Origin of the sequence: Ochrobactrum sp. XJ1, from assembly GCF_024701725.1 — a bacterium.
GTDB classification, from domain to species: domain Bacteria; phylum Pseudomonadota; class Alphaproteobacteria; order Rhizobiales; family Rhizobiaceae; genus Brucella; species Brucella anthropi.
Genome location: NZ_VDGD01000003.1, coordinates 328,099 through 340,261, shown reverse-complemented (window position 1 = coordinate 340,261; position 12,163 = coordinate 328,099). Strand labels below are relative to the sequence as shown.

The following is a 12,163-nucleotide window of genomic DNA, read 5'->3' as shown; positions in this document are numbered from 1 at the left end:
TTCGGGACCATGCGTGAAGCACACTGCGCTCCGGTTCTCGCAAGCTACGATTTTCGTCACGTCATAACCAAAATCTGCGCCCCCCCTTTTAATTGGTTCATAATTTGAATCCGAAAAAAGCCCCATGTTTATGAAAACATGGGGCTTTTTTACATTCTGGAGATGGGTTGGTTACGCCTTGGTCTTGATCGTATTGACCACGTTGCCCCATGGATCCACGAAGGTGCTGTTGTTACCGCCACGCGTGTCTTCCAGCTCAACCCAGCCGAGACCGGTCCGATCCTCGTCACGCTTGCCCGCACCAGCACTCTGCCAGGCATTGGCAGCGATATGGTGATGGTAGCGCCCTGTGGACATGAACACAGCCCGGTCACCATAGGTTTGAACGGTTTCAAGGCCGAGTTCGTTATGCCAGAAGGTTTCGGCTTCATGGGCATTGCCGACGCGCAGATGAACGTGACCAACCACAGTGTTCTGCGGTGCGCCGTCCCATTCTCCGCCCTCGCGCTTGATGACATCGAGCAGATTTCCGACATCGAGCGGATCGGTGCTCATGGCAACACGGTCGCCATTCCATTGCCACTCATTATTCGGACGATCTGAATAGATTTCGATACCGTTGCCCTCGGGATCGGTCAGATAGATGGCTTCGCTTACCTTGTGGTCCGATGCACCGCTGACCGGCAATTGCTTGTCGATGGCGCGGCGCGACCAGCGCGCAAGGTCGCCACGTGTCGGCAGCAGGAACGCGGTGTGATACAGACCGGCGCTGCGCGGATCGTCCGGCCTGGCCGCCGAAAACTGTTCAATTTCCATCAGTTCGCGGTCGCCGGCGCCGAGTACAATCGACGCGCCGCGACGCGTCATCTCACGCAAGCCGACGACATCGCGATAATATTCAGCCAGTGTTTCGGCATCGCGCGCCTTCAGGCCAACGCGAGCCACACGCATTGGCGTGGTCATTGCGAATGGAAGCGGAGCAACCGTACGTTCGGTTTCGACTGCGGTTGCTCTCAAATGCTGTGTCATGTCGCCCTCCTTCGACGGCATTTCTGCGCGAACAGGAAGAATGTTGGCCATGACAGCAGTCCCGGCAGCGCCGAGGATATTACGTCTGCTGATTGTCATGCCAGTCTCTCCGTCGTGTTTCAAATCTTGCCTAAACATCACCATTTGGGACATGTTTCACAAGATCACGATCAGCGAACAGGCTGTTCATCATTCGCATGCCTTCTATACCAAGCATACAACAAGCACGGCTTGAAGAAGTTACAAAGCCTCTCTAAATGGGAAGCCATGAAAGTCAAAGACGCAGATATCCTCATCATCCCCGGCTATACCAATTCCGGCCCCGACCACTGGCAGACCCGTTGGGAGAGCAAACTCTCGACGGCGCGGCGCGTCGAGCAGGCCGAGTGGACCAAACCTGTTCGCGAAGACTGGATTGGTGAAGTGGTAAAGGCCGCCAATGCGGCGACCAGGCCGATTGTTCTCGTCGCGCATTCGCTCGGCGTTGCAACTGCAGTTCATGCCTTGCCGCATTTTCAGCACAAGGTGGCTGGAGCCTTTTTCGTGGCGCCTCCGGATGTTTCCAACGACAAGATCCGCCCCAAGCATCTGATGACGTTCGGCCCCTACCCGCGTGAACGTCTGCCATTCCCCACGATCACCGTGGTCAGCCGCAACGATCCCTTCTCCAGCTTTGAAGCTGCCGAAGATGTCGTGAAGGACTGGGGTGCAATGCTGATCGATGCTGGCGAATCCGGGCATATCAACTCGGAATCCGGGCATGGACCGTGGCCGGAAGGCTCGATGGTGTTCGCCGAGTTCATGACGCAACTACAGGCGCCCAAGCATCACTGATGTTTATTCATACAGCATGAAAAAGGCGGGTCATTAGCCCGCCTTTTCTTGTTCAATATCTTGCAATGGAATTAGTCGCGAACCGCTTTGGTCAGCGTTTCTGCTGCGAGCCGGATATAACCGCCATCGTTGCTGAGTGTCAGGAAGCGGAAACCAAGCGGAATGTAGCGACGCGCAAACTCCGGTGACGGTGAATAAATACCGGCGATCTTTCCTGCCGCAGCGGCCTTGCGGGCAATATTGCCGATAGGTTCCACAATCGCATCCGAATTCGGATTTGCCTCACGCCCGTTGCTCCACGCAATGGAGAAATCCGCAGGGCCGACGAAAACGCCGTCGATGCCGCGAACATCCAGAATGGCATCCAGCGCATCGTAGGCATCGCGCGTTTCAATCATCGCGAAGGCAAGCGTATCGTGATTTGCGGTGGTCAGATAATCGTTGGAACCCGGTGCGCCGTAATCCGCATTGGCCCGGAATACGCCCCATGAGCGTTCGCCCACCGGCGGATATTTCATGGCGGCTGCAAACCTGCGGGCATCCTCGACGGAATTGATCATCGGAGCGATGACCGCCTGCGCACCAAAATCCAGCGCACGGCTTGCCATGTCGAAGCGTCCGACAGGAACGCGCACGACCGGCGGCTTGCCAGCGTTCAGGATAAGGCCGAGAGAGCGAAGAACACTCGCCTCGTCGTGGCCGCCATGCTGCATGTCCAGCGTTACGGCATCGAAGGCGCTATGGGCGAGAATTTCGACCGTCAGGGGTTCGGGAAGGGAGGACCATGCAGAAAGCACTGTTTCCCCGGCGCGAAGGCGCGAAGACAACGACATTCGAATTTCCTTCATTTCAAAAGGATCAGGGCGGAAGTGCTATCTATCCTTCCGCCCCGAACCATCCATCAATCCTGCTTTACCTGGCGGATTGCCTCTTCAAGAAAAGCAAACATCTTCTCACGAATAACTTCGTCTGCAACGCTTACATTTGCGGCATCGAAGTCGGCGCGCACCTTGCGAAAAACATCCTCATCGCCAGCTTCTTCAAAGTCGGCGGCAACGACTTCCTTGGCATAGGCTTCGGCATCCGCATCTTTCTTGCCAAGCTGGTCTGCGGCCCAGAGTCCCAGAAGCTTGTTGCGGCGTGCCTCCGCCTTGAAGCGCAGTTCCGCATCAAGCGCGAATTTCTTTTCAAAAGCGTCGCGGCGATCATCCATGCCAGTGGTCATTCATAAAGCTCCCAGACTTACAAGTTAGAAGAGATCGTCATCCGTTCTCTTGCCTAAAGCTGGCAAGGGGAGCAAGATTATACAAGAGCTAAAGACTACTTTCTTGCGACTCATGCATAAACTTGCATCAGAAACAGCGAAAACGGGGGAACGGGCACAAAGCAGGATTGTTAAAAGCCCACAATTGCTATAGGTAGCCCGCGAGAATAGCGGCTTAGAGCCGATCACCATAAATATGGAAATCCGAGAAAAGCCATGAACCGTCGCCGCCGTATTTACGAGGGCAAGGCCAAGATTCTTTATGAAGGCCCTGAACCCGGTACGCTCGTCCAATTTTTCAAAGATGATGCAACCGCTTTCAATGCAAAGAAGCATGAAGTCATCGACGGAAAAGGCGTGCTGAACAACCGCATTTCCGAGCATATTTTCACCCAACTTAACCGCATTGGCATTCCAACGCACTTCATCCGCCGCCTCAACATGCGTGAGCAGCTGATCAAGGAAGTGGAAATCATTCCGCTTGAAGTGGTTGTGCGCAATGTCGCTGCCGGTTCGCTGGCAAAGCGCCTTGGCCTTGAAGAAGGCACCGTGCTGCCGCGCTCGATCATCGAGTTCTATTACAAGGCTGACGCGCTCGACGACCCAATGGTCACCGAAGAGCATATCACGGCTTTCGGCTGGGCAAGCCCGCCGGAAATCGACGACATCATGGCGCTCGCCATTCGCGTCAACGACTTCCTGACCGGCCTGTTCCTCGGCATCGGCATCCAGCTTGTCGATTTCAAGATGGAATGCGGTCGCCTGTGGGAAGGCGACATGATGCGCATCGTCGTCGCCGACGAAATCTCGCCGGACTCTGCACGTCTTTGGGATATCACCACCAACGACAAGCTCGACAAGGACCGTTTCCGCCGCGACATGGGCGGACTGGTTGAGGCCTATCAGGAAGTGGCTCGCCGTCTCGGCATCATGAACGAGAACGACACGCCGCGCCCGGCTGGCCCTACGCTTGTGAAGTAAAATGATCCGCCCAGCCCGGAAGGGCACGATCCCGGAAAGTCGACACGGTTTTCGGGATCATGCCAAATTAAGCCTTCCGGGCTGTTTCATTCGTTCTAAAATTGCAGGAACTACAGAGTGATCAAGGCACGCGTCACCGTTACACTGAAAAACGGCGTTCTCGACCCGCAGGGCAAGGCAATCGTCGGCGCGCTCGGCAGCCTCGGTTTTGACGGCGTCAACTCGGCCCGTCAGGGCAAGGTTTTCGACCTCGAACTGAATGGCTCCGACAAGAGCAAGGCCGAAGCCGACCTGAAGGCCATGTGCGAAAAGCTGCTCGCCAACACGGTGATCGAAGACTATTCCATCGCCATCGGCTGATCAGGCAAAGGACAGAGACGCTCATGAAATCCGCAGTCATTCTCCTTCCCGGTCTCAATCGCGATCGCGACATGATCGCAGCACTCACCAAGATCACCGGACAGGCACCGGTGACCGTCTGGCAGACCGATACGAGCATTCCCGACGATGTGGACCTGATCCTGATTCCGGGCGGCTTTTCCTACGGTGACTATCTGCGCTGCGGTGCGATTGCAGCCCGTATGCCGGTGATGCAGGCCGTTCGCGAGAAGGCCGATAAGGGCGTCATGGTCATGGGTGTCTGCAACGGCTTCCAGATCCTCGTCGAAGCCGGGCTTCTGCCGGGCGCATTGATGCGCAATGCTTCGCTGAAGTTCGTCTGCCGCGAAGTAAAGCTCGAAGTAACCAACGCCAACACGTCGTTCACGCGCGGCTACAAGCCGGGCCAGATCATCCGCTGCCCGGTCGCGCATCATGACGGCAATTATTTCGCCGATGCCGAAACGCTGAAGCGTCTCGAAGGCGAAGGCCAGGTTGTGTTCCGCTATGCCGAAGGCACCAATCCGAACGGATCGGTCAACGACATTGCCGGTATCGTCAACGCACACGGCAATGTGCTCGGCATGATGCCGCATCCGGAAAACCTGATCGAATCCGCGCATGGCGGTGATGACGGTCGGGCGCTCTTCGCAGGCGCGCTGGGCCTCGCTGCTTAAGCTGGCACACTGATAAACGGAAAAGGCGGCTCGATTGAAGCCGCCTTTTTTATTGCGCCTGCTCTGACGCCTCAGCTGCAAAACTGCACTGGCAAAGCGTCTATTTTCGTGGCAGCTTGACTTCGGGAGGGTCCTGATCAGGAGGAATCGTCGGGATCGCCCCATATTTGTTTCATGCGCTATCCTGGCAAGAGCGTTCACACTTTTGCTGGAAATGCCTCGCACATTTTAGCGATAACGAATCAGGGGAACTTCATTCATGCAGCTTTATTCCAGACCTCTTTCCCCTTACTCGGCCTTTGTCCGCGGGGTTCTTTACCTGAAGGACCTGTCGTTCAAGCCGATGAACATGCCCTACCCGTTCCCAGCCGATTTCGGCAATATCACACCGCTCCGCCGCGTTCCCGTGCTGATTACCAGTTCCGGAGAAACGCTGTACGAAGGGACGGTGATCGCCGAATATCTCGAAGATCATTTTCCGGAAATATCCGTGCTGCCCGGAACGCCGCGCGAGCGCGCACTTATTCGCCTCCTTGCCCGCGTGACGGAACTGGACGTGCTTGGACCCGCGATGAAGCTTTTCATCCTTTTGAGCAAGCCCGAGCGCGACAATGCAAGCATCGAACGCCTGTTCGAAAAGATGCATACCGGCCTGAAAGTGGTCGAAAGCCGTCTCTCGGACAAAGCCTATGCCGCCGGAGACGAGCCGACCCTTGCAGATTGCTGGCTGTTGCCGGTGCGTTTCCTGATGGAACCGTTGAAGAAACTCTCGGGCAAAGCGGATTTGCTGGACGAATTCCCGAAATTCGATGCATATGCAGCCAAGGCAAAACAGCATCCGGTTTTTGAGCGCATCTGGAACGAGATGGATGACGGACTGAAAGCTTTCATGCCGCAACTAGCCTGACACTGTTTACCCCCACCTCTCATGCGTGCCTTTTGAAGGCACGCACCATCGGAGCCCCTCCTTGAAGACCAAGACTTTCGCTCTTCTGGCCCTCCCGGCCGTTGCATTGCTTGTAGCCTGCACTTCCAGCAAGCCCACGGGGCCTATCGCCGTCGACGCCAGCAAGGCGGCACTACCAACCATGGAGCGCATCGCGCTGGCAGCAAATAGCTGCTGGTTCAAATCCAAGGACAAGGATTTCCGCGGTTACTCACTCGCGCCGGAACTGAATTCCTTCACCGGACGTCCGCGCATTCTGGTCGTGCCCGCCCGCAATCCGGCATTACGTCCGCTGCTCGTCGTGCAGGCGCAAGGCAATCCTGCACGCGTCGAAGCTTTCGGTCCCATGATGCAGGAAAGCCATGGCGGCAGGATCGCCGCCGACGTCAACCGCTGGGCTTCAGGCCAGAGCGGTTGCCAGTAATCAAGCTGTCGCGGAAAGCTGCTTTCCGCGACATGCTTCAACGCAAGTGAAAACGCACCTTACGCGCTTCGCGCTCTGCTTCGTCGCGCTGTAGTCCGATATCCCGCAACTGATCGTCGGTCAGTTCGCCGAGGGCGATCCGACTGCGCCGCAGCATCATTCGATAAGACATCCAATCCAGAGCCTTTCCAGCAAAAGTGCGAAGCGTCTTCGCAGGGAAATCAGTCCGCTGGACTGATTTCTTTTCCAGCTTCGATGCGTCGGACAATGCGTAAGAACAAAAAGAGACAACGCGCCGTACATATCCGATCTGCGGTTGGGATGCCGCCATCAGATTGACCTGCAAAGCTTTTGGCAAATCCGTAATGCTATCAGCCACGGGCACAGGAAGAATTGTATCTATTGTCTCGGTCTGCGGTCTAAAGTAAAACATTGGCTCGGTCCATTTCATTGCCAGTTGGGCCAGTTGGGAGCTGGGAAGCAGTCGAGACAAACCTTATGTTTAGCTCGATGTCTGCATTGTCACCAAGTAGCGACGAATTGACTCTACAATTGACTTGGCAATAGGTACAATTTATAAGTTGTCACCATGACAAATTGGATTCCAGACCTTGCCGGTAAATCCGGTCCATTTTACCTGCAGCTCGCCGATGCCATCGAAGAAGCCATCGGGAATGGTGGATTGCCAGCGGGTATCAAACTTCCGCCACAGCGCAATCTCGCATTCGACTTGAAGGTGACAATCGGCACAATCGGTCGCGCCTATGCGCTGGCCCATGAACGCGGTCTCGTGACGGGCGAAGTCGGTCGAGGAACTTACGTTCTGGGCGAAGAACCGGCAGACAATGCGCTGACCGCCTCTGGCATTGCCGGTACAAAGCCTGCTGATGTCCCTTCTGGGAAAATACGTTTCGACACGACTGCGGCGCCGGATGTCGGCCAGCATGAAGTTCTGGCCAAAATCAATGCCGACATTCATCGGGATTTTCCGCAGGATATTGCGAGCTATTCGCGCTATTTTCCGCAGCACTGGCTGGAAGCCGGGCAGAAATGGCTTTCGCGGGCTGACTGGCGACCAGATCTTGACAGCATTGTCGTTACCAATGGGGCGCAGGCTGCGAGCATCGCCATCATCACGGCCTTCACGAATCCGGGCGATCGCATCCTGTTCGAAAATCTGACCTATGCGCAGATCAGCCGCTCCGTGCGCCTTCTCGGGCGCCGTACCATTCAGGCCGGTCTGGATGAATACGGTCTGATCCCGGAAGAATTCGAACGAGCCTGCCGCCAGCAGCATCCGACCCTCGCCTTTTTGATGCCGACGCTGCACAATCCTACCCTGTCCGTCATGCCGGAAGAACGCCGTCGTGCAATCGCCGACATCGCAAGGCGTTACAATGTCTGGCTTATCGAAGACGATATCTATGGCATCATGTGCGATAGCCAGATTCCACCCTTGGCAAGCTTTGCGCCTGAACGAACATTCGTCGTCTCCGGTCTGTCAAAGGCCGTTGCCGCAGGCATACGCAGCGGATGGGTCGCCTGCCCTGCGCATTGCGCCCAACGCGTGAAGGTAACGCACAAGATGGTCACAGGCGGCGCAGCATTCCTGCTCGCTGAAACCGGCGCTCAGCTGGTGTTGTCCGGCGAGGCAGACGCCATTCACAGCAAATGCCGCGAAGAAACGGGCATTCGCGAAAAGATGGCGCGAGAAATCTTCGACGGTTTCGATTTCGTATCCCGTCCGACAGTTCCATTCCTGTGGATGGGGCTGCCCGAGCCGTGGCTTTCGGGCACGTTCAAGGCCGCCGCCTATGAAAGCGGAATCCTGATCGACGACGAAGATGAGTTCAAGGCCGGACGTGTCGATCAGATCTATCACCGGGTCCGCGTTGCCTTCTCGTCTCCGGCTGATCGCAGTGTCGTCGAAAACAGTTTTCTGACACTCCGTCGCCTGCTCGAAAACGAACAGGCGGGATATGAAGGGAGTGTCTGACCGCGTGCGCTTGCGTGCGATTATTATGGATATTCGATGAAGGGCTGGAAAAGCGGTATTTTCCTGTCGCACTTCGTGAAAACATAGGTTAAAGAGGCGCCTTGAAACCTTAGGCGACCGTCCCTTAGGCACAGGGCGTCGGACGCCGCAGCCTGCGACGGGGTTCCCCATTTCCATGACTATTTCCAATACGCGAGACATCACGCCGGAATTGATCGAAGCGCATGGTCTTAAGCCGGACGAGTATCAGCGCATTCTTGATCTGATCGGACGCGAGCCCACCTTCACAGAGCTCGGGATTTTCTCGGCGATGTGGAACGAGCATTGCTCCTACAAGTCCTCCAAGAAATGGCTTCGCACGCTTCCGACAACCGGACCGCGCGTTATTCAGGGCCCTGGCGAAAACGCAGGCGTGGTGGACATCGGCGATGGCGATTGCGTCGTCTTCAAGATGGAAAGCCACAACCATCCGTCCTACATCGAGCCCTATCAGGGTGCAGCGACCGGCGTTGGCGGCATTTTGCGCGACGTGTTCACCATGGGCGCGCGTCCCGTCGCGGCGATGAATGCGCTCCGCTTTGGCGAACCGGATCATCCGAAGACCCGCCATCTGGTATCTGGCGTCGTGTCGGGCGTCGGCGGCTATGGCAATGCCTTCGGCGTGCCGACCGTTGGCGGCGAAGTGAACTTCGACAAGCGCTACAACGGCAATATCCTCGTCAACGCATTTGCTGCCGGTCTTGCCAAGCATGACGGCATCTTCCTGTCGGAAGCCAAGGGCGTCGGCCTGCCGGTCGTCTATCTGGGTGCCAAGACGGGCCGCGACGGTGTCGGCGGCGCGACCATGGCATCGGCTGAATTCGACGAGTCGATTGAAGAAAAGCGCCCCACCGTGCAGGTCGGCGATCCATTTACCGAAAAGTGCCTGCTCGAAGCCTGCCTTGAGCTGATGGCCTCCGGCGCGGTTATCGCCATTCAGGATATGGGTGCGGCTGGCCTCACCTGTTCGGCTGTCGAAATGGGCGCAAAGGGTGATCTTGGCATTGAACTCATTCTCGACCATGTTCCCGTCCGCGAAGAGAACATGACGGCCTATGAAATGATGCTGTCGGAAAGCCAGGAGCGCATGCTCATGGTTCTGAAACCTGAGAAGGAAGCCGAAGCGCAGGCGATCTTCCGCAAGTGGGGTCTCGACTTCGCCATCGTTGGCAAGACGACTGACGATCTTCGTTTCCGCGTCATTCATCAGGGTGAGGAAGTCGCCAATCTACCGATCAAGGATCTGGGCGATGAAGCACCGGAATATGATCGTCCGTGGATGGAGCCAGGCAAGCACGCGCCGCTTCCCGCGAGCAATGTGCCGCAAGTGGAAGATTACTCCACTGCCCTTCTCAAGCTGATTGGCTCGCCGGATCTTTCATCCCGTCGCTGGGTCTATGAACAGTACGATACGCTCATTCAGGGCAACTCGTTGCAGGTTCCGGGCGGCGATGCCGGTGTGATCCGCGTCGAGGGCCATGACACCAAGGCTCTCGCCTTCTCATCCGACGTGACCCCGCGCTATTGCGAAGCCGATCCATTCGAGGGTGGCAAGCAGGCCGTGGCCGAATGCTGGCGCAATATCACAGCGACTGGCGCTGAGCCGCTGGCATCGACCGACAACCTGAACTTCGGCAATCCTGAAAAGCCGGAAATCATGGGTCAGCTCGTCAAGGCCATCGAAGGCATCGGTGAAGCCTGCCGTGCGCTGGATTTCCCGATCGTTTCGGGCAATGTCTCTCTCTATAACGAAACCAACGGTCAGGCCATTCTGCCAACGCCGACCATTGCCGGCGTAGGCCTCATCCCTGACTGGACACAAACCGCCAAGATCGGTGGCATGCAGGATGGTGACACGCTGGTTCTGCTTGGTGGCGATGGCACACATCTCGGCCAGTCCATTTACCTGCGCGATCTGTTTGATCGTGCCGATGGTCCTGCCCCGACCGTCGATCTTGCGCTTGAAAAGCGTAACGGCGAGTTCGTCCGCTCGGCCATCCGCAACGGTCAGGTCACGGCATGTCATGACCTCTCCGATGGCGGCCTGGCGATTGCCGTCGCGGAAATGGCGATCAAGTCCGGTAAGGGTGCAGAGCTCGATGCCGGTGACGGTCTGCCGCACGCAGTTCTTTTCGGTGAAGATCAGGCGCGCTATGTCGTCGCGGCTACGGCGGAAATGGCAAAGCTCGTTGCCCTCAATGCTGAAGGCGCAGGCGTCCCGTTCCGCGTGCTCGGCACGGTTGGCGGCGACAGTCTGAAGATTGGCAACGTCGTCGATGTCAGTGTTGCCGATCTGACCGACGCCTTTGAAGGCTGGTTCCCGGGCTTCATGAGTGGCGAACCGGTCAGCGATAACTGATCGTATTTCTTGCACCTGAATTCTTAAATTTACGCATTATCCGACGCAAAGCCGCTTCGCACTTTTGCTGGAAATGCTCTAATTGCCGCCCGGATGGAAACCCTGTCCGGGCGGTTTGCTTGTCGGCTGTTTAAGCGTTAGACAGATGTTAGTTGACGTTCCACGATGGTGCGTTACGATTCGATAAAATGAGAAGAAGAAGCCGGAAACGGCGGGAGATTTTGCATGGCTATGGACGCACATGAGATCGAAAAACTGATACGCGAGGGGATTCCCGACGCAAAGGTGACGATCCGCGACCTTGCCGGAGACGGAGACCATTATGCCGCCGAGGTTGTCGCGGAAAGTTTCCGCGGCAAGTCCCGCGTGCAGCAGCACCAGATGGTCTATGATGCGCTGAAGGGTAATATGGGCGGTGTGCTGCACGCACTCGCCCTGCAGACCAGCGTACCGGAATAACGGAAGGCCGTTCTGGGGGAGCCCCATTTCGATGAGCAAATCCTGCTGCGGCAAGATGCGCTCCCCTTGATACGGATTTCTTGAGCATTTGACTTGCATTCGCCCCAACGGGGTGGTTACCAGCATTCAAATGACTATATTGGGAAAGACCTCCCTGTTTGCGTCGAAATTTGCCTCGACGTATTTGTTTAGCGCATAATCCTGTCCGAAAAGTCAGGCGACTTTTCGGGGTTATGCTTGGAAAGGACCGCAAATGACCGGCATCAACGATTTCATCGCGAATGAAGTGAAGACCAACGACGTCGTGCTTTTCATGAAGGGCACGCCGGGTTTCCCGCAGTGCGGTTTCTCCGGTCAGGTCGTTCAGATCCTCGACTATCTCGGTGTGGAGTATAAGGGCGTCAACGTTCTGTCTTCGGATGAACTGCGTCAGGGCATCAAGGAATATTCGAGCTGGCCAACCATTCCTCAGCTTTATGTAAAGGGCGAATTCGTCGGCGGCTGCGATATCATACGCGAAATGTTCCAATCGAGCGAGTTGCAGGCACTTTTTACCGATAAGGGTATTGCCACAAAGGCAGCTTGAGGATTAATTGCCGGTTATACGGCTTCAGCCTCACCTTTTTCCAAAGGCGCCGTTCTACGGCGCCTTTTGCATTTGCTAGAGCGGTTCCAGTTGAAACGGAGTCGCTGGAATCGCTCTAAGTATTTTTCCGTCGCATTATCCTACGCAAAACCGCTTCGCACTTTTGCTGGAAATGCTCTAGATGCTGCAAC

14 protein-coding genes are annotated in these 12,163 nt (G+C 56.3%); 10 read left to right on the top strand and 4 right to left on the bottom strand.

Annotated features, from left to right (window positions below):
• Window positions 1-171 precede the first annotated feature (171 nt).
• The gene (locus FG152_RS07155) at window positions 172-1,128 is read right to left on the bottom strand and encodes a VOC family protein (protein ID WP_374710366.1); all 957 of its coding nucleotides are present in this window, start codon (window positions 1,126-1,128) and stop codon (window positions 172-174) included.
• A 168-nt stretch (window positions 1,129-1,296) separates the two neighbouring features.
• Here FG152_RS07155 and FG152_RS07150 point away from each other — a divergent pair, with 168 nt between their 5' ends.
• A complete protein-coding gene (locus tag FG152_RS07150; RefSeq protein WP_010661212.1) occupies window positions 1,297-1,863 on the top strand; it encodes an alpha/beta hydrolase in 567 nt (188 codons plus the stop codon).
• Window positions 1,864-1,934: 71 nt separating this feature from the next.
• On the opposite strand, the gene FG152_RS07145 is transcribed toward FG152_RS07150, so the two are convergent.
• Window positions 1,935-2,702 (bottom strand): HpcH/HpaI aldolase family protein, encoded by a 768-nt coding sequence (locus FG152_RS07145; protein ID WP_029376246.1) that lies wholly within the window; start codon window positions 2,700-2,702, stop codon window positions 1,935-1,937.
• A 62-nt stretch (window positions 2,703-2,764) separates the two neighbouring features.
• Complete coding sequence (locus tag FG152_RS07140; RefSeq protein WP_036582324.1) at window positions 2,765-3,088, bottom strand: DUF1476 domain-containing protein; 324 nt, start codon at window positions 3,086-3,088, stop codon at window positions 2,765-2,767.
• A 255-nt stretch (window positions 3,089-3,343) separates the two neighbouring features.
• Between FG152_RS07140 and purC the strand changes: the two genes are divergently transcribed.
• The 5 genes from purC (at window position 3,344) to FG152_RS07115 (ending at window position 6,533) form a co-directional block, all read left to right on the top strand.
• The gene (purC, locus tag FG152_RS07135; RefSeq protein WP_010661209.1) at window positions 3,344-4,108 is read left to right on the top strand and encodes a phosphoribosylaminoimidazolesuccinocarboxamide synthase; all 765 of its coding nucleotides are present in this window, start codon (window positions 3,344-3,346) and stop codon (window positions 4,106-4,108) included.
• Between the two features lie 117 nt (window positions 4,109-4,225).
• Window positions 4,226-4,468, top strand: a complete 243-nt coding sequence (gene purS / locus FG152_RS07130) for a phosphoribosylformylglycinamidine synthase subunit PurS (protein ID WP_010661208.1) — start codon at window positions 4,226-4,228, stop codon at window positions 4,466-4,468.
• Window positions 4,469-4,491: 23 nt separating this feature from the next.
• On the top strand, window positions 4,492-5,163 hold the full coding sequence (gene purQ / locus FG152_RS07125) for a phosphoribosylformylglycinamidine synthase subunit PurQ (protein ID WP_036582329.1): 672 nt from the start codon (window positions 4,492-4,494) through the stop codon (window positions 5,161-5,163).
• A gap of 259 nt (window positions 5,164-5,422) precedes the next feature.
• Complete coding sequence (locus FG152_RS07120) at window positions 5,423-6,070, top strand: glutathione S-transferase family protein (protein WP_036582336.1); 648 nt, start codon at window positions 5,423-5,425, stop codon at window positions 6,068-6,070.
• A gap of 61 nt (window positions 6,071-6,131) precedes the next feature.
• On the top strand, window positions 6,132-6,533 hold the full coding sequence (locus tag FG152_RS07115; RefSeq protein ID WP_036582339.1) for a hypothetical protein: 402 nt from the start codon (window positions 6,132-6,134) through the stop codon (window positions 6,531-6,533).
• A 37-nt stretch (window positions 6,534-6,570) separates the two neighbouring features.
• Here FG152_RS07115 and FG152_RS07110 read toward each other — a convergent pair whose 3' ends face one another.
• Window positions 6,571-6,984, bottom strand: coding sequence for a DUF1127 domain-containing protein (locus tag FG152_RS07110; protein ID WP_029376245.1), 414 nt, complete (start codon window positions 6,982-6,984; stop codon window positions 6,571-6,573).
• Window positions 6,985-7,122: 138 nt separating this feature from the next.
• On the opposite strand from FG152_RS07110, the gene FG152_RS07105 reads away from it, so the two are divergent.
• The 4 genes from FG152_RS07105 (at window position 7,123) to grxD (ending at window position 11,972) form a co-directional block, all read left to right on the top strand.
• Entirely contained in the window at window positions 7,123-8,529 is a 1,407-nt protein-coding gene (locus FG152_RS07105) for an aminotransferase-like domain-containing protein (protein WP_010661203.1), read from the top strand.
• 175 nt (window positions 8,530-8,704) lie between these two features.
• Window positions 8,705-10,927: a phosphoribosylformylglycinamidine synthase subunit PurL gene (purL, locus tag FG152_RS07100; protein ID WP_036586843.1), complete on the top strand. Its 2,223-nt coding sequence runs from the start codon at window positions 8,705-8,707 to the stop codon at window positions 10,925-10,927.
• 225 nt (window positions 10,928-11,152) lie between these two features.
• Complete coding sequence (locus tag FG152_RS07095; RefSeq protein ID WP_006466620.1) at window positions 11,153-11,386, top strand: BolA/IbaG family iron-sulfur metabolism protein; 234 nt, start codon at window positions 11,153-11,155, stop codon at window positions 11,384-11,386.
• A gap of 253 nt (window positions 11,387-11,639) precedes the next feature.
• Window positions 11,640-11,972, top strand: a complete 333-nt coding sequence (gene grxD, locus FG152_RS07090; protein WP_010661201.1) for a Grx4 family monothiol glutaredoxin — start codon at window positions 11,640-11,642, stop codon at window positions 11,970-11,972.
• The last annotated feature ends 191 nt before the right edge of the window (window positions 11,973-12,163 follow it).

Excerpts from the sequence above, each read along its gene's own strand:
- FG152_RS07155 (WP_374710366.1), bottom strand. The coding sequence starts at position 1,128 with ATGACAATCAGCAGACGTAATATCCTCGGCGCTGCCGGGACTGCTGTC.
- FG152_RS07150 (WP_010661212.1), top strand. The coding sequence starts at position 1,297 with ATGAAAGTCAAAGACGCAGATATCCTCATCATCCCCGGCTATACCAAT.
- FG152_RS07140 (WP_036582324.1), bottom strand. The coding sequence starts at position 3,088 with ATGACCACTGGCATGGATGATCGCCGCGACGCTTTTGAAAAGAAATTC.
- purC (WP_010661209.1), top strand. The coding sequence starts at position 3,344 with ATGAACCGTCGCCGCCGTATTTACGAGGGCAAGGCCAAGATTCTTTAT.
- purQ (WP_036582329.1), top strand. The coding sequence starts at position 4,492 with ATGAAATCCGCAGTCATTCTCCTTCCCGGTCTCAATCGCGATCGCGAC.
- FG152_RS07120 (WP_036582336.1), top strand. The coding sequence starts at position 5,423 with ATGCAGCTTTATTCCAGACCTCTTTCCCCTTACTCGGCCTTTGTCCGC.
- FG152_RS07110 (WP_029376245.1), bottom strand. The coding sequence starts at position 6,984 with ATGAAATGGACCGAGCCAATGTTTTACTTTAGACCGCAGACCGAGACA.
- FG152_RS07105 (WP_010661203.1), top strand. The coding sequence starts at position 7,123 with ATGACAAATTGGATTCCAGACCTTGCCGGTAAATCCGGTCCATTTTAC.
- purL (WP_036586843.1), top strand. The coding sequence starts at position 8,705 with ATGACTATTTCCAATACGCGAGACATCACGCCGGAATTGATCGAAGCG.
- FG152_RS07095 (WP_006466620.1), top strand. The coding sequence starts at position 11,153 with ATGGCTATGGACGCACATGAGATCGAAAAACTGATACGCGAGGGGATT.
- grxD (WP_010661201.1), top strand. The coding sequence starts at position 11,640 with ATGACCGGCATCAACGATTTCATCGCGAATGAAGTGAAGACCAACGAC.